The following is a 24,335-nucleotide window of genomic DNA, read 5'->3' on the forward strand; positions in this document are numbered from 1 at the left end:
CGGCGAAACAAGGCCGGCAGCAGTGCGCGCTGTCACCACTCCGTATGACAAATGTCAGGGACGCCGCTGGTGCGGAGTCGCGGATACACGAAAAGACCCCGGTCCATCAGGACCGGGGTCTCATTCCCGAGCGGACGACGAGGCTCGAACTCGCGACCTCAACCTTGGCAAGGTTGCGCTCTACCAACTGAGCTACGTCCGCATTGCCTCCGACCGGCTCTCACCGATCGGTGCGAGCACCAGCCTACCTGATCCTCTCCCAGAGGGGGGACCCCCAGGTGGTTGGTACGACGGTGCAGAGCGGGTGACAGGAATTGCACACTGCGCCTTCCCCCTGGAAGGGGGATGTTCTACTACTGAACTACACCCGCATGCTCGGCGAGCTGGACTCTTCCGTCCCGCCCGGCGGCGTGCTCCAGACATTAGCTGATCAGCAGGGGGGTAGCGCAAGTCGGTTGTCGCACCGCCCAAGTCGGCTGCCCTCAAGGCCTGCTGACGGGCCCTGAGGACAACCTCCTCCGGCTTGTGTCACCGCGCCGAGGCGAACGCCTCGTAGACCTTCTTGGGGATGCGGCCGCGGGCCGGCACCTCCATCTTGTTGGCCTGGGCCCAGGCCCGGACGGCCGCCGGGTCGGGGGCGACCTCGGTCTGCTTGTACGCCTTGCCTGACTTCGACCGCTTCCGGCCGGCTTCCACGTAGGGCGCGAGCGCCTTACGCAGTTTCTTGGCATTGGCTTCATTCAGGTCGATCTCGTACGACTTGCCGTCGAGTCCGAAGGCGATCGTTTCCGCCGCTTCTGAGCCGTCGATGTCGTCAAAGAGAGTGACCACGACCTTCTGCGCCACGAATATCGGTCCCTTCGTCCGGCACCTCATGCAGCTCAGCTGCGACGACGTGCCGAGTCTCGGCTATTTGCCAATTCATTTGTACAGTGCTCGGCAATGCAATGTGAAGCCCGACTAAATCTGTCCGCGTGTCCCGAGCGCAATAGCTATCCGCGGCTGATCGGGGATCTTTCTCGTAACTTTTCGTGAACACCCCTGTCCGGTACCGGATCGTGATGGCCATCACGTAGCTTCCTACAACTCTACTCGCGTAGAAATTTTGTGCGGGTAGTCTGAAGGAACCTGCTCAGCACCACACACCGGGAGTGCCAGTGGCACGCGTCGTAGTCGACGTCATGCTCAAGCCGGAGATCCTCGACCCCCAGGGCCAGGCGGTGCAGCGCGCACTGCCGCGGCTGGGTTTCGAAGGTATCTCCGACGTACGTCAGGGAAAGCGTTTCGAACTGGAAGTTGACGGGCCGGTCGACGACGCCGCGCTCGCCCGCATCCACGATCTTGCGGAATCCTTCCTCGCCAACACCGTGATCGAGGACTTCACCGTCAAGGTGGAAGAAGTCGCGGAGGCCGCGAAGTGACCGCTCGTATTGGCGTCGTCACTTTCCCGGGAAGTCTCGACGACCGGGACACCCAGCGCGCGATCCGTCTGGCGGGCGCCGAACCGGTCGCTCTCTGGCACAAGGACAAGGACCTCAAGCAGGTCGACGCCGTGGTGCTGTGCGGCGGTTTCTCCTATGGCGACTATCTGCGCGCCGGAGCCATCGCGCGCTTCTCGCCGGTGATGGAGACCGTCATCGAACAGGCGAAGGCCGGCCTGCCGGTCCTCGGTATCTGCAACGGCTTCCAGATCCTCACCGAGGCCCACCTCCTGCCCGGCGGGATGCTCGGCAACGACCACCTGCACTTCATCTGCCGCGACCAGAAGCTGCGGGTGGAGAACGCGGAGACCTCCTGGACCAGCGACTACAGCGCCGGTCAGGAGATCCACATCCCGCTCAAGAACATGGACGGGCGGTACGTCGCCGACCAGTACACGCTGGACAAGCTGGAGGCCGAGGGCCGGGTCGCCTTCCGGTACCTCGACTTCAACCCCAACGGCTCGCTCAACGACATCGCCGGCATCACCAACGAGGCCGGGAACGTCGTGGGCCTGATGCCGCACCCGGAGCACGCCGTGGAGCCGCTCATCGGCACCGGCCGCACCGACGGCCTCCCCTTCTTCACCTCGATCCTCAAGAAGCTGGTCAACGTATGAGCCGGACGCCTCTGGACACGGTCGAGCACGCGGCCGCGACCCCCGACGTCGAGCTGCCCTGGGCCGAACTCGGTCTGAAGAAGGACGAGTACGAGCGGGTCGTGGAGATCCTCGGCCGCCGCCCGACCGGCGCCGAGCTCGCCATGTACTCGGTCATGTGGTCCGAGCACTGCTCGTACAAGTCCTCCAAGGTCCACCTCCGCCAGTTCGGCGAGAAGGCCCCCGAGTCCGACGCGATGCTCGTCGGCATCGGCGAGAACGCCGGCGTGGTGGACGTCGGCCAGGGTTACGCCGTGACCTTCAAGGTCGAGTCGCACAACCACCCGTCGTACGTCGAGCCCTACCAGGGCGCGGCGACCGGCGTCGGCGGCATCGTGCGCGACATCATCGCGATGGGCGCGCGGCCGGTGGCGGTCGTGGACCCGCTGCGGTTCGGTGCCGCCGACCACCCCGACACCAAGCGGGTGCTCCCCGGTGTCGTCGCCGGCATCGGCGGCTACGGAAACTGCCTGGGCCTGCCCAACATCGGCGGCGAGGTCGTCTTCGACGCCTGCTATCAGGGAAACCCGCTGGTCAACGCCGGTGCCATCGGCGTCATGCGGCACGAGGACATCCACCTCGCGAAGGCGTCCGGCGCCGGCAACAAGGTCATCCTGTACGGGGCCCGCACGGGTGGTGACGGCATCGGCGGCGCGTCGATCCTCGCCTCCGAGACCTTCGACGACGCCAAGCCGTCGAAGCGTCCCGCCGTCCAGGTCGGTGACCCCTTCCAGGAGAAGCTCCTCATCGAGTGCACCCTGGAGGCGTTCGCCGAGAAGCTGGTCGTCGGCATCCAGGACCTCGGCGCGGCCGGCCTGTCCTGCGCCACCTCCGAGCTCGCGTCCAACGGCTCCGGTGGTATGCGCGTGACCCTGGACGACGTACCGCTGCGTGACTCGACGCTCTCGCCCGAGGAAATCCTCATGAGCGAGTCGCAGGAACGCATGTGCGCGGTCGTCGAGCCGGAGAAGGTCGACCGCTTCCTGGAGATCTGCGAGAAGTGGGACGTCATCGCCACCGTCATCGGTGAGGTCACCGACGGCGACCGGCTGGAGATCTACTGGCACGGCGGCAAGATCGTCGACGTCGACCCGCGTACGGTCGCGCACGAGGGCCCGGTCTACGAGCGCCCGTACGCCCGCCCGTCCTGGCAGGACGGGCTCCAGGCCGACGACGCGAACAAGCTGCCCCGGCCCGCGACCTCGGACGAGCTGAAGGACCAGGTCCTGAAGCTGGTCGGTTCGCCGAACCAGGCCTCCAAGAAGTGGATCACCTCGCAGTACGACCACTTCGTGCAGGGCAACACCGTCCTCGCCCAGCCCGAGGACTCCGGCATGATCCGCATCGACGAGGCCACCGGCCTCGGTGTCGCCATCGCGACGGACGGCAACGGCCGGTACGCCAAGCTCGACCCGTACCACGGCGCCCAGCTGGCGCTGGCGGAGGCGTACCGAAACGTCGCCACCACCGGCGCCAAGCCGCTCGCGGTCTCCGACTGCCTGAACTTCGGCTCGCCCGAGGACCCGGCCGTGATGTGGCAGTTCGCGGAGGCCGTGCGCGGTCTGGCGGACGCCTGCCAGCAGCTGGGCACCCCGGTGACCGGCGGCAACGTCTCGCTCTACAACCAGACGGGCGAGGCGGCCATCCACCCGACCCCGGTCGTCGCGGTCCTCGGCGTCATCGACGACGTGGCCCGGCGCACTCCGGTCGCCTTCCAGGAGGAGGGCCAGCTGCTCTACCTCCTCGGCGACACGCGTGAGGAGTTCAGCGGCTCGGCCTGGTCCCAGGTCGTCCACGACCACCTCGGCGGGCTGCCCCCGCAGGTGGATCTGGAGCGCGAGCGCCTGCTCGCCGAGATCCTGATCTCCGCCTCCCGCGACGGCATGATCGACTCCGCGCACGACCTGTCCGACGGCGGTCTGATCCAGGCGGTCGTCGAGTCGGCGCTGCTCGGCGGCAAGGGTGCGCGGCTGGTCGTACCGGACGGGCTCGACGCCTTCACCTTCCTCTTCTCCGAGTCGGCCGGCCGCGCGATCGTGGCCGTCCCGCGCTCCGAGGAGGTCCGCTTCAACGACATGTGCGGTGCGCGGGGCCTGCCGGTCACGCGTGTCGGTGTCGTCGACGGCGACTCGGTGGAGCTCCAGGGCGAGTTCGCGCTCTCCCTGGAGGAACTGCGCGTGGCGCACGAGGAGACGATCCCGGCGCTGCTGAAGTAGACAGCGGTTCCACGGCTCAGAAGCCCCCGTCCGGTCCGCCGGGCGGGGGCTTCGGCGTGCACCCGTCCGACGGTTGCACGAATTACGTATCTCCGTAATCTCTGGGTGTGAGCCTCGAACAACGCGTCGCCGACCTGGAGCGCCGGCTGGCGGCACTGGAGAACGCGCAGAACTCCGCGCCCCGCATCGGCGAGGGCGACTTCTGGGCCCTGCAAGGGTTCAAGGACCAGCTGGCCGAGCTCGAAGCGGCCGACGGAGGCGTGCTGTTCACCGGTGCCGTACGGCTGCCGACCGGGGAGCAGTACGAGTGGCAGCACGGTGCACTGACCGAGGGCCTGCTGGACGACGACTGGACCGAGGCCGCCGAGTCGTTCGCGGCGCTCGGGCATCCGGTCCGGCTGCGGCTGCTGCGCGAGGTCGTCGGCGGCCGGCGCACCGCGGCGGAACTCGCCGAACTGGACGAGATCGGCACGACCGGCCAGATCTACCACCACCTGCGTCAACTGACCGGCGCGGGCTGGCTGCACACGACCGGCCGGGGTCGCTACGAGGTGCCGCCGGGGCGGGTCGTACCGCTGCTGGTGGCGCTGTCGGCGGCCCGGCCCTGACACGAACGAGGACGCCACGAGAAGCGACGAGGGCAGGGCGAAGAACGCACGAGCGAAAGAAGCACGTGAGCAAGGGGGAACGATGTCCGCACGCAAACTGGCCACCCTCACCTACCGAGGGCTGCAGCTGACCTTTCTCGGCCTGATCATCGCGCACTTCGCACTGGACCTCGGGTATCCGTGGTGGTGGAACTTCCTGCCGATCGTCCTGGCCTACGCCCTCGTCATCGTGGCCAACCGCTGGGGCGGCACCCCGGACAGCCCGCGCGCGGCCCGCGAACCCGTCGAGGTCGACCCGCCCGTCACCGGCCGCTGGACCGCGCTCAACAGCCCGGCCGACCGTACGCCGAGCCACGGCACGCACGCCTACGGCCAGACGTTCGCCATCGACGTCGTCGCCGAACCCGAGCCGGGCGCCCGCCCCGGGTTCAGCGGGTTCTGGCCGATGACCCGCCGCAACAGCGCCTTCCCGGCCTTCGGCGCCCCGCTCCTCGCGGTCGCCGACGCCACCGTCGTACGGGCCACCGACGTCCAGCGCGACCACCTGAGCCGCACCTCGCCGCTCGCCCTGCTGTACCTGATGCTCGTGGAGGCGTCCGTACGCGACCTGCTCGGCGCCAAGCGGATCGTGGGCAACCACGTCGTCCTCGACCTCGGCGACGGAACCTACGCGCTCTACGCCCACCTGCGGCGCGGCTCGCTCACCGTCCGAGAGGGCGACCGGGTGACCGCCGGACAGCCGCTGGCCCGCTGCGGAAACTCGGGCAACTCCACCGAGCCCCACCTCCACTTCCAGCTGATGGACGGCCCCGACCCGGACAGCGCACGAGGCGTCCCCTTCACCTGGCGCGGCATCGGCGTTCCCCGCAACCACGAGGCGTTCGAGGCACCCACGACGGCATCGCAGCCCGCATAGGCTGCCCCCATGCCCCCGGCCAAGAAGCGCACCCGCACCTACGACCCCGCCAAGATCCGCACCGCGATCCTCGCCCAGTTCGGGAACGTACGGCAGGCCGTGCGCACCCTCACCCCCGAGCAACTCGCCCGGCCCACCCGGCTCGGGGACTGGACCGTGCGGGAACTGGCCGTACACGTGACCATGGCCGTGGAGACCGTCAGCCGCAACCTCGACCGCGACGAGTCGGCGAAGGCGGACCTCGCCCTCGTGGACTGGCCGTTCGCCACGGCCGCCCGTGCCGGGGACATCGCCGAGGGCACCCGTGACCTCGCCGCCGCCAACCCCGACCTGGGCGCCCTCTACGCCCGTACCGAGGAGCGCCTCGTCCAGCGGCTCGCGGACGCCTCCGGTGACCGCGTCCTCGCCGCCCGCACCGGCGCGATGACCCTCGCCGACTACCTCGTCACCCGCACCGTCGAGCTCGTCGTCCACACCGACGACCTCAACGTCGCCGTCCCCGGCGTCGACATCCCGTACGACCGCCAGGCTCTCGGCGCCTGCACCCGGCTGCTCGCCGACGCCCTCGCCGCGAAGGCACCCGGCGGTTCGACCGAGGTGCGGATCCCGCCGTACGCCGTGGTGCAGTGCGTCGAGGGGCCCAGGCACACCCGGGGCACCCCGCCCAACGTCGTCGAGACCGACCCGCTGACCTGGATCCGGCTCGCGACCGGGCGGGTGACGTGGCGGGACGCGGTCGCGGAGGCCAAGGTGAGCGCGAGCGGGGAGCGGGCCGACCTGGGCGGGCTGTTGCCGCTCATGGGATGACACCTGGCGAACACCAATACGTCCGCGGGCAAGCGGAACCCGCGGAACCAGTCCCGCGCCCCTCCCGTCCCACCGGCATGAACACACTCGGCACCCTCGGCAAGGACAAGCAGCGACTGGCCGCCTTCGCCGCGCTGACCCTCATCCCGTTCGCCGCCGCCTGCGGCAGCGAGGACGCGGGCAGCGCCTCGGTCGGCTCCGGGGCCTCGGCCTCCGTCTCCGGCGCCTACTGGTCCGTCGACGCGGTCACCGTCGACGGCAAGAAGAGCGCCGCCCCGACCGACGCCTATCTGCGGATCGCCGACAGCGGCGAGGTCAAGGGCAACCTCGGCTGCAACAAGTTCGGCGCCGACGCCGCCTTCGCCGACAGCCACGTCACCTTCGACAAGATGCGGGCGACCGAGATGGCCTGCGACGGCGTCCCCGCCGGCTTCGAGCAGACCCTCGCCCGCACCCTCTCCGACGGCGACCTCACCACCGAGGTCGAGGGCGACAAGCTCACCCTCACCACGGCCGACGGCGACCGCGTCACCCTCAGCAAGGAGGAGGCCGCCCCGCTCAAGGGCACGAAGTGGAACATCACCAGCCCGGACGCCGACGGCAAGGCGCACCTCACCTTCGACGAGAAATCCGGACAGGTCAGCGGCAGCCTCGGCTGCAACAAAGTGAAGGCCGAGGCAACCGTCCGCGACGGCAGTATCACGCTCGGCACCGCGTCCACCACGCGAATGATGTGCGACACCTCACTCATGAATACGGAGAAGACCCTCCTGGGTCTCTTCGACGGCACGGTGAAGTACGGACTCGATCACCGCAACCTCACTCTGACCAGCACAAACGGCGAACGCGTGAACGCGACCGCCGCCGAGTGATCCTTTACGGTCGCGTATCCCCAATTCGGACCAGTGGTCGATCTCGCCTACACTCGGAGCCGTGCCACGTGGTGACGGTCGACTCAATCACGATCTACTTCCCGGCGAGAAAGGCCCCCAGGACGCGTGTGGCGTCTTCGGTGTCTGGGCTCCGGGTGAAGAGGTCGCAAAGCTCACGTACTTCGGGCTCTACGCCCTCCAGCATCGGGGCCAGGAATCCGCGGGAATCGCGGTCAGCAACGGCTCCCAGATCCTCGTCTTCAAGGACATGGGCCTCGTCTCCCAGGTCTTCGACGAGACCTCGCTCGGTTCGCTCCAGGGTCATATCGCGGTCGGACACGCCCGCTACTCGACCACCGGCGCCTCCGTGTGGGAGAACGCCCAGCCGACGTTCCGCGCCACCGCGCACGGCTCCATCGCGCTCGGCCACAACGGCAACCTGGTCAACACGGCCCAGCTCGCCGAGATGGTCGCCGACCTCCCCAAGCAGGAGGGCGGCCGCACCCCGCGCGTCGCGGCCACCAACGACACCGACCTGCTGACCGCACTCCTTGCTGCCCAGGTCGACGAGGACGGCAAGCCGCTGACCATCGAGGAGGCCGCTCACCAGGTCCTCCCGCAGGTCAAGGGCGCCTTCAGCCTCGTCTTCATGGACGAGCACACCCTCTACGCCGCCCGCGACCCGCAGGGCATCCGCCCGTTGGTCCTCGGCCGCCTGGAGCGCGGGTGGGTCGTGGCCTCCGAGTCCGCCGCCCTCGACATCTGCGGCGCCAGCTTCGTCCGTGAGGTGGAGCCGGGCGAGTTCGTCGCCATCGACGAGAACGGCCTGCGCACCTCCCGATTCGCGGAAGCGAAGCCAAAGGGCTGTGTCTTCGAGTACGTGTACCTGGCCCGCCCGGACACCGACATCGCCGGCCGGAACGTCTACCTCTCCCGCGTGGAGATGGGCCGCAAGCTCGCCAAGGAAGCCCCGGTCGAGGCCGACCTGGTCATAGCGACCCCGGAGTCCGGCACCCCGGCGGCGATCGGTTACGCGGAAGCCAGCGGCATCCCGTTCGGTGCGGGTCTGGTGAAGAACGCGTATGTCGGACGTACGTTCATCCAGCCCTCGCAGACGATCCGCCAGCTCGGCATCCGCCTGAAGCTGAACCCGCTGAAGGAAGTCATCAAGGGCAAGCGGCTGGTCGTCGTCGACGACTCGATCGTGCGCGGCAACACTCAGCGCGCCCTGGTCCGCATGCTCCGCGAGGCCGGAGCGGCCGAGGTCCACATCCGGATCTCCTCGCCGCCCGTGAAGTGGCCCTGCTTCTTCGGCATCGACTTCGCGACCCGCGCCGAGCTCATCGCCAACGGCATGTCGATCGAGGAGATCGGCACCTCGCTGGGCGCCGACTCCCTGTCCTACATCTCCATCGACGGCATGATCGAGGCGACCACCATCGCCAAGCCGAACCTGTGCCGAGCCTGCTTCGACGGCGAGTACCCGATGGAGCTCCCCGACCCCGAGCTGCTCGGCAAGCAGCTCCTGGAGACGGAGCTGGCCGCCGGCCCGGCCGCCACGGCCGCCACCGACGCGATCCGCCGCCCGTAGTAGCGGGCCCGTCACACCTGCCGTACGACACGAAGGTTCTCTACTGCCATGTCTGAGACAACTGGTGCCAGCTACGCAGCCGCGGGCGTCGACATCGAAGCGGGCGACCGCGCCGTCGAGCTGATGAAGGAGTGGGTGAAGAAGACCCAGCGCCCCGAGGTCCTCGGCGGCCTCGGCGGTTTCGCCGGCCTCTTCGACGCCTCCGCTCTCAAGCGCTACGAGCGTCCCCTCCTCGCCTCCGCCACCGACGGCGTCGGCACCAAGGTCGACATCGCGCGCCAGCTGGGCGTCTACGACACCATCGGCCACGACCTGGTCGCCATGGTCATGGACGACATCGTGGTGTGCGGTGCCGAGCCGCTGTTCATGACCGACTACATCTGCGTCGGCAAGGTCCACCCCGAGCGGGTCGCCGCCATCGTCAAGGGCATCGCCGAGGGCTGTGTGCTCGCCGGCTGCGCCCTGGTCGGCGGCGAGACGGCCGAGCACCCGGGTCTGCTGGGCGAGGACGACTTCGACGTCGCCGGCGCCGGTACGGGCGTAGTGGAGGCCGACCGGCTGCTGGGCCCGGATCGCATCCGTAAGGGTGACGCGGTGATCGCCATGGCGGCGTCCGGCCTTCACTCCAACGGGTACTCGCTGGTCCGCCACGTCCTGCTGAACCAGGCCGGCCTCGCCCTGGAGAGCCGGATCGACGAGCTCGGCCGCACCCTCGGCGAGGAGCTGCTGGAGCCGACGAAGATCTACTCGCTGGACTGTCTGGCCCTCACCCGCACCACGGACGTACACGCCTACAGCCATGTCACGGGCGGCGGTCTGGCCGCCAACCTGGCCCGGGTGATCCCGGACGGCCTGCACGCGATCGTCGACCGCACCACCTGGACCCCGGCCCCGATCTTCGACCTCGTCGGCAGGACCGGCTCTGTCGAGCGCCTGGAGCTGGAGAAGACCCTGAACATGGGCGTCGGCATGATCGCGATCGTCCCGGAGGAGTCCACGGACGCGGCCCTGGCGACCCTGGGCGACCGCGGCGTGGACGCCTGGGTCGCGGGCGAGATCACGGACAGGGGCGACCACGAGACCGGCGCGGCCCTGATCGGTGACTACGCGAGCTGAAGCCTTGCAGGCAGCACAGAACCCGGTCGGTGACCGAGGTCACCGACCGGGTGAGTGCTCAATGCAAAGTCAAGCTCCGCGACGCTGCTCCGAGGGGTCCTCGTCCTGATCCTCGTCGTCGTCCTCATAGAGGTCGGCGTATTTCGAGTACAGGTCGTCGTCGTCCTGCTCATCGTCCTCGAAGCGATCGCCGTTCGGCGACTGGTTCGACGTCGATGCGCCCAGCTCCTCGGCCAGGCGTGAGAGGTCCGTCCCACCGCTGTTGTACTTCAGCTGGCGGGCGACCTTCGTCTGCTTGGCCTTGGCCCGGCCGCGCCCCATGGCTCGACCCCCTCAACGACGGGGCTCGACGGCCCCAGAGTCTGACACGCGTTCATGATCCGGAACGGACTCTCCGTGGAGAGGCCGGTCCGTAGGGCTTCCACGGTACCTGAGCCCGCGCCCATACGGTACGTCGCCCGCAGCACGCGCGTGTGCACAGGACCTTCGAGGTGCCCTGTCCTCGCTGGTCAACCGCGATTTTAACCACTTATCGGCGGTCGACCCGCCGGTAGAAGTGAGAGTTCTCTCCAACTGCCCACCGGCGGGTACCGGCCAAACCCCTGTTTGGGGTGATCTTCAGCAGACAGCGCGCCCGGATCAGTGCGCCCCGCGCGCCTCCGCCATCCGCTGCTCGGCGATCCGGTCGGCCGCGGCGGCCGGCGGAATCCCGTCCGTCTTCGCACGTGCGAATATGGCCAGCGTGGTGTCGTAGATCTTCGCGGCCTTCGCCTTGCACCGGTCGAAGTCGAAGCCGTGCAGCTCGTCGGCGACCTGGATCACACCGCCGGCGTTCACCACGTAGTCGGGCGCGTAGAGGATCCCGCGGTCCGCGAGGTCCTTCTCGACGCCCGGGTGGGCGAGCTGGTTGTTGGCCGCGCCGCACACCACCTTCGCGGTGAGCACCGGCACGGTGTCGTCGTTCAGGGCGCCGCCGAGCGCGCACGGGGCGTAGATGTCGAGGTTCTCGACGCGGATCAGGGTCGCGGTGTCGGCGACGGCCCGTACGCCCGTCGGGTGCGCCGCGAGGATCCGGCCGACGGCCTCCTCGCGCACGTCCGTGATGACGACCTCCGCGCCCTCCGCCCGCAGGTGCTCCACCAGGTGGTGGCCGACCTTGCCGACGCCCGCGATACCGACGGTGCGGCCGCGCAGCGACGGGTCGCCCCACTGGTGCTGGGCGGAGGCGCGCATGCCCTGGTAGACGCCGTAGGCGGTGAGCACGGAGGAGTCGCCCGCGCCGCCGTTCTCGGGGGAGCGCCCGGTCGTCCAGCGGCACTCGCGCGCCACGACGTCCATGTCGGCGACGTAGGTACCGACGTCGCACGCGGTGACGTAGCGGCCGCCCAGGGAGGCCACGAACCGGCCGTAGGCCAGCAGCAGCTCCTCGGACTTGATCTTCTCCGGGTCCCCGATGATCACGGCCTTGCCGCCGCCGTGATCGAGTCCGGCCATGGCGTTCTTGTACGACATCCCGCGCGCGAGGTTCAGCGCGTCGGCGACGGCCTCGTCCTCGGTGGCGTACGGGTAGAAGCGCGTACCGCCGAGGGCGGGGCCCAGGGCGGTGGAGTGGATGGCGATGACGGCCTTGAGGCCGCTGGCGCGGTCCTGACAGAGCACGACTTGCTCATGACCCCCCTGGTCCGAGTGGAACAGGGTGTGCAGGACGCCGTGTGTTACGTCGGTCACTGTGGTGACTCCTGAGTACTGGCGGCGATTGGAGCGGAGCTCCCGTACGGGTGGCGGGGGCTGTGAGCATGAGATTAGACCCGTTGGCGCCCGTCCATCCCGCAGTGCTCAGGATCACCTACTCGCGGAGTACGGCCGTGCGACGATTTGCATAGTTTTCCCGCACGTTTGTGAGCGGGTTCCGCGGGTTTTCCTGGCAGAGGGCGGGGGAGAGAGCAGGCGTGCCCAAGGTGTCCTCGGTGATCGTCCCGTACGCGACCTATCTGCGCGTGTACGAGCCACTGGCCGCCTTCCCGGAACCGGAGCGCGACCACTGGGCCCGGTACGCCCGCCGCGCCGACCGCCCGTCGTACCAGGACGAACTGCGCCGGTCCCTGGCCGACTTGCTGCCCACCCCGCCCGTCCCGGTGCCGGTCCACGAGAGCGGCGACGCCTTCGTGCTGGAGGTCGAAGGGGTGCTGTGCGTGTGCCCGTGGCGCACCCGGCTGCGCGGCTGGCAGGCGCTCGGCGAGCTGGGCGACGAACTGCCCAAGCCGGTCCTGGACGCGGTGCTGCCGGAGGTCGTACGGCGTCAGGCGGCCCAGGACTACGAGCGCTGGCTGGCCCGTAACCCCGACGCCCGGCCGTGGATCCGCACCTCGACGTGGCAGGTGCCGCTGCACTGGTTCGTGCTGGTGTCCGACGAGGAGCGGCGGTTCGACAAGGGCTCGGGCGAGATCCCCCCGATGCTGCGCTACCGCACGCCCATGGTGGAGGCGCGGCGGCGCGTGGCGCGGGCTCTGCGGGCCCTGAAGGACGCCATCGACGAGGGGCCGCTCATCGACGGTCTGCTGGACGTCGGGCGCTGGCTGGAGGAGTTCCACCCGCGGTCCCTGGTCGAGCTGGACTACGGCGGCCTGGTGCACACCCTGCCCGCCGGCGAGCTGGAGGACGACCACTCGGCCGCCGATGTGACCCACGGCATCGACGCGCTCAGGCGGGGCGACGGGGAGGCCGCCGGGGAGGCCTACGGACGGCTGGTGGAGCGGTGGCGGTCGGTGCGGGACCGGCGTTCGGCGAACTGAGCGGCCTGGTGTGACCCGGGACACGCCGACCCGTGTGACCCAAGGCACGCCGACCCGTGTGATCTGACGCACTGTGTGACGTAACGAACTGGCGTTTGACGAGACGCCCGTTTTGGGGTTTCGTGCTCGCTCTGGGGTTCCTGATGTCTCGTCAACAAGGGACGTAGGACCCGATACGGGCGTATGCGTCAAGGCTGCTTCAACGCGCGTAAGCGTGACGGACCGCACGTACGCGGCTCTTGCGCCCCTAACCCCTCCTCGTGCCAAAATAGGACAAGGAGTCCGGGGAGGACTCTCTCTCGACATTGCACGCTTTGGGGGGTCTTGAGACTCCTGCACGCCACTGTGACTGATCGTCACAGTGGCGTGACTGTCCGCTATGGCATGGTCCATCGGCTTCCGTCGCTGATGAACACCTGGGAGGGCAATTCCATCGGTTTGGCCGACGCGGCTGGACAGATGGTGTAGTTGTAGTGCCGAGGACAAGCCGTTCGTCCTATAACCGACTCGACTCGCGTCCGCCATTTCGGGCAACGCGGGTCAAGGTGCAGAATTTAGAGGAAAGAACCGAGAAGGTTCGGTTCTCCCGAGGAGGCCGCTCATGACCGCTCGCACCCCTGATGCCGAGCCGCTGCTGACCCCGGCTGAGGTCGCCACCATGTTCCGCGTCGACCCCAAGACGGTCACGCGGTGGGCGAAGGCCGGGAAGCTTACTTCCATCCGTACGCTCGGCGGACACCGCCGCTACCGCGAGGCTGAGGTCCGCGCGCTGCTCGCGGGCATCCCGCAGCAGCGCAGCGAGGCCTGAACAACTCCATAACCGGGCGAAACGGCAGTTCCCCCAACTCGCCGCGGCGCCCGAACCCTAGCTCCAAGCGACGCGGGTTCTGCCCCAACAGAGCCCACGCCCGAGCCGTCAGAGCTCTTCAGGCACGCAACAAGGGTGCGTCGTAGATCGCGCTGGACTCCGCCGAGTCCAGCGCGATCTTTTTGTGCGTGGAATGTGTGCCGACCGGACGACCTGTGGGCGGGCTTGTCGGAGTCTGGGGAGGGCTGTCGAATCTCCTGTGGACCGACCCCTGGGCGTCACTGAGTGTGTGCCGGAGGATGCCTAGAAGCTGGTGCAATTGCACATATTAAATTGACCAGTTGTAGGCAGGGTGTAAGTACCGCACTTCCGGAAACTCATGCGGTGACACCCGTCACATCACGCGGTGCTTGTTGCCTGTGGGCTCTGTGCGCTAGGGGGGTCTGCGTGATCCATTAGCCCATGCCAGGGCGGGAGTTGACGTCGGCATGGGGCACAGTCGCGGTCACGGGTCACGGGTCACGCCGTGGACGTGGATTCGTCCTTGGTGGCGTCGTCGGGCGCCGGGGGCGCCGGACTGGTGCTCCGTGGGGCGGAGTCCATCGCCAGTCGCAGCAGGCGGTGGCAGATCGGGCAGTGGCGGGTCAGATGTCGGTAGGAGGCGGCGGCTGCCAGGTGCGCGCGGAGCAACGCCCGCGTCTCGTGCCTAGTCGATGCCGCCATACGCCACCTCCGAGGGGGCCACGCCGGGAAGGGCCCTGGTTTCTGGGTACCGAGCGAATGTGACGCCGTCAAGGTGGCGTGGTGGCTCCGCGAAGGGCTCCGCCGGTTGCGCCGGTCATTCGATCACGCCGGTTCCTGGGCATCCGGCACCGCGGCGACCGTCCTGGGGGCCTGCGGCCCCCAGACCCCCGCTGCGGTTCCTGGGCACCCGGCACCACGGCGACCGTCCTGGGGGCCTGCGGCCCCCAGACCCCCGCTTCGGCCCTGAAGGGGCCTCGTCCTCAAACGCCGGACGGGCTGGAGAGCGTGGGCCGGCGTCGACGGGTTCGGGAGCGGACATGAAGAAGGCCCGCCACCCTCGATCGGGTGCGGGCCATACTCTTCACTGCGGTCCTGACGGGATTTGAACCCGCGGCCTCCACCTTGACAGGGTGGCGAGCACTCCAAACTGCTCCACAGGACCAGGTTTCGCTGCGCTATTCGTGCGTTGCGCTGCGAGAAGAGACTGTACAGGAGGGTGAGCCCCGGGGTCGAACTCACCCAGTGTGCACGCCTCGTCACGGGGCCAGTGTGTCGATCGTCTTCACGATCCGCTTGTCGGAGATCGGGTACGCCGTTCCGAGCGCGTGCGCGAAGTAGCTGACGCGGAGCTCCTCCAGCATCCAGCGGACGTCCAGCACCTGCTGCGGTACCGGACGGCCCTGCGGCATCTGCTCCAGAAGCCAGGCGTACTCGTCCTGCATCTCGTGGACCTTCTCCATACGGGTCGTGTCCCGCTGGACGTTGGTCGGCATCTGCTGCAACCGGCGGTCCACCGCGATCAGGTACCGCATCAGATCGGGCATCCGGCGCAGGCCCGCCGTCGTCACGAAACCAGGCCGCACAAGGGCGTCCAGCTGCTTGCGTACGTCCGTGAGGTTGGCGAGCAGGGCAGGGCTGCGTACAGCCTTCAGACGGCGCTCGGCGGCCTGCCACGCCGCGAGGACCTGCTGCACCTGACCCACCGCACGAACCGTCGTGTCGACGATCTCGGCGCGCACCTTGTCGTACAGCTTCCGGTACGACTCCTCGTCCCACGCCGGCCCGCCGAAGTCACCCATCAGCTTGTCCGCCGCGGCCATCGCACAGTCGTCGAAAAGGGCCTGGATCGAACCGTGAGGGTTGGCGGACAGGGCCAGCTTCTGCGGGTTCGTCAGGCGTTCGCTCGCGAATTTCGCCGGACTGACCGGGATGTTGCGCAGGATCAGCCGCCGCGTGCCCTTCCACATCGCCTGCTGCTGCTCAGCCTCGGTGTCGAAGAGGCGTACGGAAACCGTGTCGCCCTCGTCCACCAGCGCCGGATACGCCTTGACCGGCTGACCGGCGCGGCGCGTCTCGAAGACGCGGGTGAGGGCGCCGATGGTCCAGTCGGTCAGGCCGGAGCGCTCCAGGGACTCGCCGCCCTGGCGGGAGGCGGTGGCCGCGGCGGCCTGGGAGAGGGCCTTGCGCGCCTTCGGCTTCAGACGGAGCTTCAGCGCCTCCAGGTCCTTGTCCTCGGCCAGCTTGCGGCGCCGTTCGTCCACGATCCGGAAGGTGATGCGCAGATGGTCCGGGACCTTCGACCAGTCGAAGTCGTCGGCGGTGAAGGGGACCCCGACCATGCGCTTCAGTTCGCGGGCCATGGTCACGGCCAGTGGTTCCTGGAGCGGCACGGCCGTGTCCAGGAAGCGCTGGGCGAAGTTCGGCGCCGGCACGTAGTTGCGGCGGATCGGCTTGGGGAGCGAGCGGATCAGCTCCGTCACCAACTCCTCGCGCAGGCCCGGGATCTGCCAGTCGAAGCCCTCGTCCGTGACCTGGTTGAGGACCTGGAGCGGGATGTGGACGGTCACACCGTCGGCGTCCGCGCCCGGCTCGAACTGGTACGTCACCCGGAACTTCAGCGCACCCTGCCGCCAGGAGTCCGGATAGTCCGCCTTGGTGACCGCCTCCGCCGACTCCCGGATCAGCATCTCGCGCTCGAAGTCCAGGAACTCCGGCTGCTCGTGCCGCTTGTGCTTCCACCAGGAGTCGAAGTGGGCGCCGGAGACGACGTGCTCGGGAACCTTCTGGTCGTAGAAGTCGAACAGCGTCTCGTCGTCGACCACGATGTCCCGGCGCCGGGCCCGGTGCTCCAGTTCCTCGACCTCGCTGAGGAGTCTGCGGTTGTCGGCGAAGAACTTGTGGTGGGTGCGCCAGTCGCCCTCGACCAGGGCATTGCGGATGAACAGCTCGCGGCTGACCTCCGGGTCGATACGGCCGTAGTTCACCTTGCGCTGGGCGACGATCGGGACGCCGTACAGCGTGACCTTCTCGTACGCCATCACCGCCGCCTGGTCCTTCTCCCAGTGCGGCTCGCTGTACGTCCGCTTCAGCAGATGCCCGGCGAGCGGCTCGACCCACTCCGGCTCGATCCTCGCGTTGACCCGGGCCCACAGGCGGGACGTCTCCACCAGCTCGGCGGACATCACGAAACGCGGGGGCTTCTTGAACAGGGCCGAGCCCGGGAAGATCGCGAACTTGGCGCTGCGGGCGCCCAGGTACTCGTTCTTCGCGCCGTCCTTCACGTCCTTCATGCCGATGTGCGAGAGCAGACCGGCGAGGAGGGAGAGATGGATGCGGTCGCCGGGAGCGTCCTCCTCGTTGAGATGGATGCCCATCTGCTTGGCGACCGTGCGGAGCTGGGTGTAGATGTCCTGCCATTCGCGGATGCGCAGGAAATTCAGATACTCCTGCTTGCACATCCGACGGAACGACGACGAGCCACGCTCACGCTGCTGTTCGCGGACGTAACGCCACAGGTTGAGATACGCGAGGAAATCGCTCGTCTCGTCCTTGAACCGGGCGTGCTGCTGATCGGCCTGCGCCTGCTTGTCGGCCGGACGCTCACGCGGATCCTGAATGGACAACGCGGCCGCTATGACCATGACCTCGCGGACACAACCGTTCTTGTCCGCCTCCAGGACCATACGAGCCAGGCGCGGGTCCACCGGCAGCTGCGCGAGCTTGCGGCCGGTCTGCGTGAGCCGCTTCCGCACGTCCTTCTCAGCCGGATCGATCGCGCCGAGCTCCTGGAGAAGCTGGACGCCGTCGCGGATGTTGCGGTGATCCGGCGGATCGATGAACGGGAACTTCTCGATGTCGCCGAGACCGGCCGCGGTCATCTGAAGGATGACGGAGGCCAGATTCGTACGGAGGATCTCGGCGTCCGTGAACTCCGGACGGGCAAGGAAATCGTCCTCGGAGTAGAGACGGATACAGACACCGTCGCTGGTCCGGCCACAACGGCCCTTGCGCTGATTCGCACTGGCCTGGGACACCGGCTCGATCGGCAGCCGCTGCACCTTCGTGCGATGGCTGTAACGGCTGATGCGGGCGAAACCGGGATCGATGACGTACTTGATTCCCGGAACGGTCAGCGACGTCTCGGCGACGTTCGTCGCCAGAACGATCCTGCGACCGGTATGGGGCTGGAAGACGCGGTGCTGTTCCGCGTGCGACAGCCGCGCATAGAGAGGCAGAACCTCGGTGAACCGGTAGTTCTTCTTGACCAGCGCGTCCGCGGTGTCGCGGATCTCCCGCTCACCGGACAGGAAGACGAGAATGTCTCCCTTGCCCTCACCCTGCAGCTCCTCCACGGCATCACAGATCGCCGTGATCTGATCCCGGTCGGAGTCCTCGGTGTCCTCCTCGAGAAGCGGCCGATACCGCACCTCCACCGGATACGTACGCCCACTGACCTCGATGATCGGCGCATCACCGAAATGCCGGGAAAAACGCTCCGGATCGATGGTCGCCGAGGTGATGACCACCTTCAGATCCGGCCGCTTCGGCAGCAGCTGCGCCAGATACCCGAGCAGGAAGTCGATGTTGAGCGACCGCTCGTGCGCCTCGTCGATGATGATCGTGTCGTAGGCACGCAGCTCGCGATCGGTCTGGATCTCGGCAAGCAAAATGCCGTCCGTCATCAGCTTGATGAAGGTGGCGTCCGGATTCACCTGGTCGGTGAAACGCACCTTCCAGCCCACCGACTCCCCCAGCGGCGTGTCCAACTCCTCCGCCACCCGCTCCGCGACCGTGCGCGCCGCGATACGCCGAGGCTGCGTGTGCCCGATCATGCCGCGCACACCACGCCCGAGCTCCAGACAGATCTTCGGGATCTGTGTCGTCTTGCCGGAACCCGTCTCACCGGCGACGATCACGACCTGGTGATCACGGATCGCCTCCGCGATATCACCCTTCTTCTGACTGACCGGCAACTGCTCGGGATACGTGACAGCGGGCACAAGGGTGCGCCGCGTGGCGATACGCTCCTCACCCTTGGCGATCTCCGCCTCGATCTCGGCCAGCACGGCGGCCCGCGCCTCCGGCTTACGGATCTTGCGCGCACCTTCGAGCCGCCGCCCGAGCCGCTGCGCATCACGCAGGGACAGCTCGGTCAGACGGGGGGCGAGGGCGCCGAGGGCGGGGGCAGGGTGCGTAGACATACGCGATCCAGGATCTCATCCCACCGAAATCCATGGCGAACGCTTTTGCCTCCGGCGGTGTGGCGGACCGACAGACAACACCGACATACAACAAGGCCCCAATCCGAGGATCGGGGCCTTTGCTGTGGCTGGGGCCGGGGTCGAACCGGCGACCTATCGCTTTTCAGGCGATCGCTCGTACCAACTGAGCTACCCAGCCGTCAAGGCTTTTTGCAAAGCCTTTGCGGTCCTGACGGGATTTGAACCCGCGGCCTCCACCTTGACAGGGTGGCGAGCACTCCAAACTGCTCCACAGGACCAAGCGATGTGTACGACAGTGTCGCACACGGTGTTGCGTGCCCCCAACGGGATTCGAACCCGTGCTACCGCCTTGAAAGGGCGGCGTCCTAGGCCGCTAGACGATGAGGGCTATCGGCCCGCCTGGGCGCTTCTCAGCGCGTCGGGGACGTGAGAAGCATATGGGATGGCGGGAGGTATCGCCAAAACGGTTTACGGGCTGGGGGTGGGGGAGCCGGTCGGGGAGTTGCTCGGGGACTCGGTGGCGCCTGGTTGGTTCTCCTCGACCAGGTGGCGGCTGACCTCCGCGGTGGTCAGGCCGAGGCCGCCGAGTTCGATCTCGTCCCAGGCCTGGAGGCGGCGGGTGTCGCGGTCGAAGTAGAGGATCGAGGTCTGGATGGGGTCGGGGTGCTTGCCCTCGATGGCGCGCAGCCCGCTGCCGCCGGTGGAGCCCTCGATGCGGAGGCGGGTGCCGTAGGGCAGGAGTTCCATTTCCTGGTGGTGGATGTGGCCGGCCAGGGTCAGGGGGACCTCGCCGTCGGTCTGGCGGGCGGCCACTGGTTCGTGGGCGATGGCGACGTCCACGGGCGTGCCGGCTGCCTTCTGGTCGCGGAGTGAGGTGGCGAGGCGGGCGCCGGCGAGTTCGTTGGCCGCGTCGCCGCCGGGGATCTGGGAGCGGTCGGGGGTGAACTGGGGGTCGCCGATGCCGGCGAAGCGCAGGCCGGAGATCGTCTTGGCCTTGCCGTTGTCCAGGACGTGGACGTTCTTGAGGTCTTCCAGGTAGCGCTGGGTCAGTTGGGAGTCGTGGTTGCCGCGGACCCAGACGTAGGGGGCGCCGAGGTCCTCGATGGGGTCGAGGAAGCCGTTCTCGGCGGCTGTGCCGTGGTCCATGGTGTCGCCGGAGTCGACGATCACGTCGACCTTGTACTGGTCCACCAGCGAGGCGATGATCTTCCAGCTCGCCGGGTTGAGGTGGATGTCGGAGACGTGCAGGACGCGGATCGTCGACGGGTCGGGTGCGTAGGCGGGGAGTGTGGAGGTGGCGTCGTAGAGCTTGGTCACGTTGGTGACCAGGCGGGCCAACTCCTTCTGGTAGACGTCGAATTCGGTGACGATGCTGCGTGCGTTGCCGACGAGGGAGGGGGCGGAGGAGAGGAGGCCTGAGAACTTCGGTTCCAGGACGGATTCGGGGTTCCAGGTGGCGTAGGCCGTGCCTCCGGAGGCCGCCAGGAGGGTGAGGGCGAGGCCGCCGGCGGTCAGGGCGCGGCGGGGGCGGCGGTAGACGGCCAGGCCGAGTGCCGTGGCGCCGGTGACGACGGCGATGCAGCTGCGTAGCGCCAGGTCGACGGTGCCGTCGGTGACGTCGTGGGTGACCTCGTCCTGGAGGCCGGAGAGGCGTTCGGGGTGGTCGACGAGGGCTTGGGCGCGGGCGGGGTCGAGTTGGTCGACGTTGACGTCCAGGCGGACGGGGGCGATGTGGCTGTCCAGTTGGAGGGCACCGAGCGGGGAGACGTTGATCTTGGTGCCGCCGGTGATGGAGGGGCGGAGGGTCATCGTCGTGTTCATGGGGCCGACGGGGACGCGTACGTTGCCGACGATGAGCAGGCCGAGCCAGGCGCCGAGGAGGACGACGGCGACGAGGCCGAGGGCAGATTTGAGGGGCTGGCGCGGAGCGCCATCGAGCAGGGCGGTGGTGGGCGACGGGCGGGCCCGGGGGTGGGGCTGGGTGACGAGTTCCGGTGTGGGGCTGGGGCTGGGGCGGCGGGTGGCGTAGCGGCGGGCGAGGGCGCGTGAGGCCCTGGGGAGGTGACCGAGGGCCTTGGTGACGGCGGCGGGGACGCGGGCCATTGGTCCCGTATGCCCAGGCGTGGAAGTGGATATGCGGGGCCGTTCGCGCTCCTTGTGGCGGTGTGGTGCCTGACAATGGGCCTGTGCTGGAGATGACGCGCGAGGAGTTCGAGGAACTGGTCGCCGAGGCGCTGGACCGGATTCCGCCGGAGTTGACGCGGCTGATGGACAACGTCGCGGTGTTCGTCGAGGACGAGCCGCCGGCGGATGACCCCCAGCTGCTCGGGTTGTACGAGGGGACGCCGCTGACGGAGCGCGGGGAGTGGTACGCGGGGGTGCTGCCGGACCGGATCACGATCTACCGGGGGCCGACGCTGCGGATGTGCGAGTCGCGTGAGGAGGTCGTCGAGGAGACCGAGGTGACGGTGGTGCATGAGATCGCGCATCACTTCGGGATCGACGATGCCCGGTTGCATGCGCTCGGGTACGGGTGAGAGTGCGTCTGTGACGCGTGCTGTCCGGCTTGTTCGGGGGGCGTGTCCTCTTGTGGGCGGCGGGAGTTGGGCAGGTTGACTTCTTCGCCCGCCCCTGGAGGTGGCTCCCGTGCGCCCCTTGTACGTACCTGTCCGTCTGGCCGCCACGGTGATGGCCGTCGCCGCTGCCGCCGGCTGTATGAGTGTGGGTGACGACGGGGGTGGCAAGGACGCGAAGCCGTCGCACTCGGCGGGGCAGCGCGGTGGTGAGGAGCCGGACGGTGGGGCGGCGGTGTCGGGCGGGGGGTCCGGGTACGGGGCGCATGCGGACGACGGCAAGCGGGAGAAGGACAGGAAGGGCAAGGGGAAGGGCAAGGACAAGGGTGCCGAGTCGGCGTCCCCGTCCGCCTCGCCGTCGGCGGCGGTGAGTGCTTCCGCGCCCGCGGGGGGTGGGCCGGTGAAGCCGGGGGCGACGGAGAAGCCGGGGCCGACCCGGACGGCCGAGCCGTCGCCCACGCGGACGCCTGATCCGGAGCCGACGCCGACGGAGCAGCCGACGACCCCGTCGCCGACGCCCACGGTGGCCGAGCCGTCTTCGTCGGCGCACGAGGAGACGGGGCCGCAGCTGGACCAGCGGGAGCCGGCGCCGGCCGCGGGGGCGCCCGCCTGAGGCGAGGGGCGGTGGGGGTGAGGGGGTGGTGGACGTGACGTTGCCTACATGGTTGACGGTCGGTTTGCCTTGGGGGGCCTGGGGTGCGTATGGTGGTAGATCGTTTGATCCCATTTGCCCGGCGCCACCGCAGAGCGCGCCGTGTGGCGCGTACTCTCCCTTGCCGTGGCTGACCGCATTGAGGCGGTCGTATTGCGAATCACGGAGTTGACGGGCGCGTGCCGACGAGACTCCGGAAGGTTTCGCATACGCATGTCCATTTCCAGTACTGATCACGTCGTCGTGCCCGAGGACGCGGAGAACGCGGCCGTCGAGGAGGCGCCCGAGGTGACCTTCGCGGACCTCGGTCTCCCCGAGGGCGTCGTCCGCAAGCTCGCGCAGAACGGCGTGACGGTCCCCTTCCCGATCCAGGCCGCGACCATCCCGGACGCCCTGGCCGGCAAGGACATCCTGGGCCGTGGCCGTACCGGCTCGGGCAAGACGCTGTCGTTCGGTCTGCCGACGCTGGCGCGGCTGTCCGGTGGCCGTACCGAGAAGCACAAGCCGCGGGCCGTCATCATGACCCCGACGCGTGAGCTCGCGATGCAGGTCGCGGACGCGCTCCAGCCGTACGGCGACCAGCTCGGCCTGAAGATGAAGGTCGTCTGCGGCGGTACGTCCATGGGCAACCAGATCTACGCCCTGGAGCGGGGCGTAGACGTGCTCGTCGCGACCCCGGGCCGACTGCGCGACATCATCAACCGCGGCGCCTGCTCCCTGGAGGACGTCGAGGTCGCGGTTCTCGACGAGGCCGACCAGATGTCCGACCTGGGCTTCCTGCCCGAGGTGACCGAGCTGCTGGACCAGGTTCCGGCGGGCGGTCAGCGGATGCTGTTCTCCGCGACCATGGAGAACGAGATCAAGACCCTCGTCGACCGGTACCTGACGGACCCGGTCCTGCACGAGGTCGACGCGGCGCAGGGCGCGGTGACGACCATGTCGCACCACATCCTGATCGTGAAGCCCAAGGACAAGGCACCGGTCACCGCCGCGATCGCCTCCCGCAAGGGCCGCACCATCATCTTCGTCCGCACCCAGCTGGGCGCGGACCGGGTCGCCGAGCAGCTGCGTGACGCCGGGGTGAAGGCGGACGCTCTGCACGGCGGTATGACGCAGGGGGCCAGGACCCGGACCCTCGCGGACTTCAAGGACGGGTACGTCAACGTCCTCGTCGCCACCGACGTCGCCGCGCGCGGTATCCACGTCGACGGCATCGACCTGGTGCTGAACGTGGACCCTGCCGGTGACCACAAGGACTACCTGCACCGGGCCGGCCGTACGGCGCGTGCGGGGCGTACCGGCACGGTCGTCTCGCTGTCCCTGCCGCACCAGCGCCGTCAGATCTTCCGGCTGATGGAGGACGCGGGCGTCGACGCCTCGCGCCACATCATCCAGGGGGGCAACGCGTTCGACCCGGAGGTCGCCGAGATCACCGGCGCCCGTTCGATGACCGAGGTGCAGGCGGAGTCGGCGGGCAACGCCGCGCAGCAGGCCGAGCGTGAGGTCGCCCAGCTGACCAAGCAGCTGGAGCGGGCGCAGCGGCGTGCCGTGGAGCTGCGTGAGGAGTCCGACCGGCTGGTGGCCCGCGCGGCGCGTGAGCGGGGCGAGGACCCGGAGGCCGCGGTGGCCGAGGCGCAGGCCGCGGCGGCGGTCGAGGCCGTCGAGGTGGCCGTGCCCGAGCAGCCGGTGGCGCAGGACGTCGACCGGGCCGAGGCTCCGGCGTACGAGCGTCGTGAGCGTCGGGACAACGACCGTGGCGGCTTCCGCCGGGACGACCGTCGCGATGACCGCCGTGACGACCGTGGTGGGCGTTCCTTCGAGCGTCGGGACAACGACCGCGGTGGGTTCAACCGTGACCGTGGCGACCGTGGGTTCGAGCGTCGGGACAACGACCGTGGCGGTTTCCGCCGGGACGACCGTCGCGATGACCGCCGTGACGACCGTGGTGGGCGTTCCTTCGAGCGTCGGGACAACGACCGCGGTGGGTTCAACCGTGACCGT

20 protein-coding genes and 6 tRNA genes are annotated in these 24,335 nt (G+C 68.7%); 14 read left to right on the forward strand and 12 right to left on the reverse strand.

What is annotated here, in order from left to right:
- Positions 1-129: 129 nt before the first annotated feature.
- The 3 genes from ACZ4UU_RS42045 to ACZ4UU_RS42055 all read right to left on the reverse strand — a co-directional run bounded on the left by ACZ4UU_RS42045 (position 130) and on the right by ACZ4UU_RS42055 (position 846).
- Positions 130-202, reverse strand: a tRNA-Gly gene (locus tag ACZ4UU_RS42045).
- A 97-nt stretch (positions 203-299) separates the two neighbouring features.
- A tRNA-Gly gene (locus ACZ4UU_RS42050) sits at positions 300-371 on the reverse strand.
- 157 nt (positions 372-528) lie between these two features.
- On the reverse strand, positions 529-846 hold the full coding sequence (locus ACZ4UU_RS42055) for a histone-like nucleoid-structuring protein Lsr2 (protein WP_128435391.1): 318 nt from the start codon (positions 844-846) through the stop codon (positions 529-531).
- Between the two features lie 311 nt (positions 847-1,157).
- On the opposite strand from ACZ4UU_RS42055, the gene purS reads away from it, so the two are divergent.
- The 9 genes from purS (at position 1,158) to purM (ending at position 10,263) form a co-directional block, all read left to right on the forward strand.
- Positions 1,158-1,421 carry a phosphoribosylformylglycinamidine synthase subunit PurS gene (gene purS / locus ACZ4UU_RS42060; RefSeq protein WP_019982969.1) on the forward strand — a complete coding sequence of 88 codons (264 nt, stop codon included), beginning with the start codon at positions 1,158-1,160 and terminating at the stop codon, positions 1,419-1,421.
- The gene (gene purQ / locus ACZ4UU_RS42065) at positions 1,418-2,098 is read left to right on the forward strand and encodes a phosphoribosylformylglycinamidine synthase subunit PurQ (protein ID WP_471908720.1); all 681 of its coding nucleotides are present in this window, start codon (positions 1,418-1,420) and stop codon (positions 2,096-2,098) included. The genes purS and purQ overlap by 4 nt, the downstream gene beginning before the upstream one ends.
- A complete protein-coding gene (gene purL / locus ACZ4UU_RS42070; RefSeq protein ID WP_471908721.1) occupies positions 2,095-4,353 on the forward strand; it encodes a phosphoribosylformylglycinamidine synthase subunit PurL in 2,259 nt (752 codons plus the stop codon). The genes purQ and purL overlap by 4 nt, the downstream gene beginning before the upstream one ends.
- Positions 4,354-4,460: 107 nt before the next feature.
- Positions 4,461-4,961, forward strand: a complete 501-nt coding sequence (locus ACZ4UU_RS42075; RefSeq protein ID WP_471908722.1) for an ArsR/SmtB family transcription factor — start codon at positions 4,461-4,463, stop codon at positions 4,959-4,961.
- An 82-nt stretch (positions 4,962-5,043) separates the two neighbouring features.
- Positions 5,044-5,877, forward strand: a complete 834-nt coding sequence (locus tag ACZ4UU_RS42080) for a M23 family metallopeptidase (protein ID WP_471908723.1) — start codon at positions 5,044-5,046, stop codon at positions 5,875-5,877.
- A 9-nt stretch (positions 5,878-5,886) separates the two neighbouring features.
- Positions 5,887-6,684, forward strand: coding sequence for a maleylpyruvate isomerase family mycothiol-dependent enzyme (locus ACZ4UU_RS42085; RefSeq protein WP_471908724.1), 798 nt, complete (start codon positions 5,887-5,889; stop codon positions 6,682-6,684).
- A gap of 77 nt (positions 6,685-6,761) precedes the next feature.
- A complete protein-coding gene (locus tag ACZ4UU_RS42090; RefSeq protein ID WP_471908725.1) occupies positions 6,762-7,556 on the forward strand; it encodes an META domain-containing protein in 795 nt (264 codons plus the stop codon).
- 61 nt (positions 7,557-7,617) lie between these two features.
- Complete coding sequence (purF, locus tag ACZ4UU_RS42095) at positions 7,618-9,147, forward strand: amidophosphoribosyltransferase (RefSeq protein WP_471908726.1); 1,530 nt, start codon at positions 7,618-7,620, stop codon at positions 9,145-9,147.
- Positions 9,148-9,195: 48 nt separating this feature from the next.
- Positions 9,196-10,263: a phosphoribosylformylglycinamidine cyclo-ligase gene (gene purM, locus ACZ4UU_RS42100; RefSeq protein WP_471908727.1), complete on the forward strand. Its 1,068-nt coding sequence runs from the start codon at positions 9,196-9,198 to the stop codon at positions 10,261-10,263.
- A gap of 69 nt (positions 10,264-10,332) precedes the next feature.
- Here the strand turns inward: purM and ACZ4UU_RS42105 are convergent, their stop codons facing one another.
- Positions 10,333-10,584 carry a DUF3073 domain-containing protein gene (locus tag ACZ4UU_RS42105; protein ID WP_128435382.1) on the reverse strand — a complete coding sequence of 84 codons (252 nt, stop codon included), beginning with the start codon at positions 10,582-10,584 and terminating at the stop codon, positions 10,333-10,335.
- 318 nt (positions 10,585-10,902) lie between these two features.
- Positions 10,903-11,991 (reverse strand): Leu/Phe/Val dehydrogenase, encoded by a 1,089-nt coding sequence (locus ACZ4UU_RS42110; protein WP_471908728.1) that lies wholly within the window; start codon positions 11,989-11,991, stop codon positions 10,903-10,905.
- 221 nt (positions 11,992-12,212) lie between these two features.
- On the opposite strand from ACZ4UU_RS42110, the gene ACZ4UU_RS42115 reads away from it, so the two are divergent.
- Together ACZ4UU_RS42115 and bldC are read left to right on the forward strand one after the other, a co-directional pair.
- A complete protein-coding gene (locus ACZ4UU_RS42115) occupies positions 12,213-13,055 on the forward strand; it encodes a DUF8083 family protein (RefSeq protein WP_471908729.1) in 843 nt (280 codons plus the stop codon).
- Between the two features lie 601 nt (positions 13,056-13,656).
- Positions 13,657-13,863, forward strand: coding sequence for a developmental transcriptional regulator BldC (gene bldC, locus ACZ4UU_RS42120; protein ID WP_003949541.1), 207 nt, complete (start codon positions 13,657-13,659; stop codon positions 13,861-13,863).
- A 519-nt stretch (positions 13,864-14,382) separates the two neighbouring features.
- Here the strand turns inward: bldC and ACZ4UU_RS42125 are convergent.
- The 7 genes from ACZ4UU_RS42125 to ACZ4UU_RS42155 all read right to left on the reverse strand — a co-directional run bounded on the left by ACZ4UU_RS42125 (position 14,383) and on the right by ACZ4UU_RS42155 (position 21,212).
- A complete protein-coding gene (locus ACZ4UU_RS42125) occupies positions 14,383-14,586 on the reverse strand; it encodes a DUF6274 family protein (protein WP_471908730.1) in 204 nt (67 codons plus the stop codon).
- 388 nt (positions 14,587-14,974) lie between these two features.
- A tRNA-Asp gene (locus ACZ4UU_RS42130) sits at positions 14,975-15,049 on the reverse strand.
- Between the two features lie 94 nt (positions 15,050-15,143).
- Entirely contained in the window at positions 15,144-19,088 is a 3,945-nt protein-coding gene (gene hrpA, locus ACZ4UU_RS42135; protein ID WP_471908731.1) for an ATP-dependent RNA helicase HrpA, read from the reverse strand.
- A gap of 125 nt (positions 19,089-19,213) precedes the next feature.
- Positions 19,214-19,287: transfer RNA gene (locus tag ACZ4UU_RS42140), tRNA-Phe, on the reverse strand.
- Positions 19,288-19,312: 25 nt separating this feature from the next.
- Positions 19,313-19,387: transfer RNA gene (locus ACZ4UU_RS42145), tRNA-Asp, on the reverse strand.
- A 37-nt stretch (positions 19,388-19,424) separates the two neighbouring features.
- Positions 19,425-19,497, reverse strand: a tRNA-Glu gene (locus ACZ4UU_RS42150).
- A gap of 80 nt (positions 19,498-19,577) precedes the next feature.
- On the reverse strand, positions 19,578-21,212 hold the full coding sequence (locus tag ACZ4UU_RS42155; RefSeq protein ID WP_471908732.1) for a metallophosphoesterase family protein: 1,635 nt from the start codon (positions 21,210-21,212) through the stop codon (positions 19,578-19,580).
- An 83-nt stretch (positions 21,213-21,295) separates the two neighbouring features.
- On the opposite strand from ACZ4UU_RS42155, the gene ACZ4UU_RS42160 reads away from it, so the two are divergent.
- The 3 genes from ACZ4UU_RS42160 to ACZ4UU_RS42170 form a co-directional block, all read left to right on the forward strand.
- Positions 21,296-21,646: a metallopeptidase family protein gene (locus ACZ4UU_RS42160; RefSeq protein ID WP_062724740.1), complete on the forward strand. Its 351-nt coding sequence runs from the start codon at positions 21,296-21,298 to the stop codon at positions 21,644-21,646.
- A 109-nt stretch (positions 21,647-21,755) separates the two neighbouring features.
- Positions 21,756-22,295: a hypothetical protein gene (locus ACZ4UU_RS42165; protein ID WP_471908733.1), complete on the forward strand. Its 540-nt coding sequence runs from the start codon at positions 21,756-21,758 to the stop codon at positions 22,293-22,295.
- A gap of 252 nt (positions 22,296-22,547) precedes the next feature.
- Positions 22,548-24,335 (forward strand): DEAD/DEAH box helicase (locus ACZ4UU_RS42170; protein WP_471908734.1); only part of this gene is annotated, 1,788 nt, incomplete at its 3' end.

It is taken from the genome of Streptomyces sp. NPDC028907 (genome assembly GCF_055564995.1).

Excerpts from the sequence above, each read along its gene's own strand:
- purM (WP_471908727.1), top strand. The coding sequence starts at position 9,196 with ATGTCTGAGACAACTGGTGCCAGCTACGCAGCCGCGGGCGTCGACATC.
- hrpA (WP_471908731.1), bottom strand. The coding sequence starts at position 19,088 with ATGTCTACGCACCCTGCCCCCGCCCTCGGCGCCCTCGCCCCCCGTCTG.
- ACZ4UU_RS42105 (WP_128435382.1), bottom strand. The coding sequence starts at position 10,584 with ATGGGGCGCGGCCGGGCCAAGGCCAAGCAGACGAAGGTCGCCCGCCAG.
- ACZ4UU_RS42085 (WP_471908724.1), top strand. The coding sequence starts at position 5,887 with ATGCCCCCGGCCAAGAAGCGCACCCGCACCTACGACCCCGCCAAGATC.
- purL (WP_471908721.1), top strand. The coding sequence starts at position 2,095 with ATGAGCCGGACGCCTCTGGACACGGTCGAGCACGCGGCCGCGACCCCC.
- bldC (WP_003949541.1), top strand. The coding sequence starts at position 13,657 with ATGACCGCTCGCACCCCTGATGCCGAGCCGCTGCTGACCCCGGCTGAG.
- ACZ4UU_RS42090 (WP_471908725.1), top strand. The coding sequence starts at position 6,762 with ATGAACACACTCGGCACCCTCGGCAAGGACAAGCAGCGACTGGCCGCC.
- ACZ4UU_RS42125 (WP_471908730.1), bottom strand. The coding sequence starts at position 14,586 with ATGGCGGCATCGACTAGGCACGAGACGCGGGCGTTGCTCCGCGCGCAC.
- ACZ4UU_RS42080 (WP_471908723.1), top strand. The coding sequence starts at position 5,044 with ATGTCCGCACGCAAACTGGCCACCCTCACCTACCGAGGGCTGCAGCTG.
- ACZ4UU_RS42155 (WP_471908732.1), bottom strand. The coding sequence starts at position 21,212 with ATGGCCCGCGTCCCCGCCGCCGTCACCAAGGCCCTCGGTCACCTCCCC.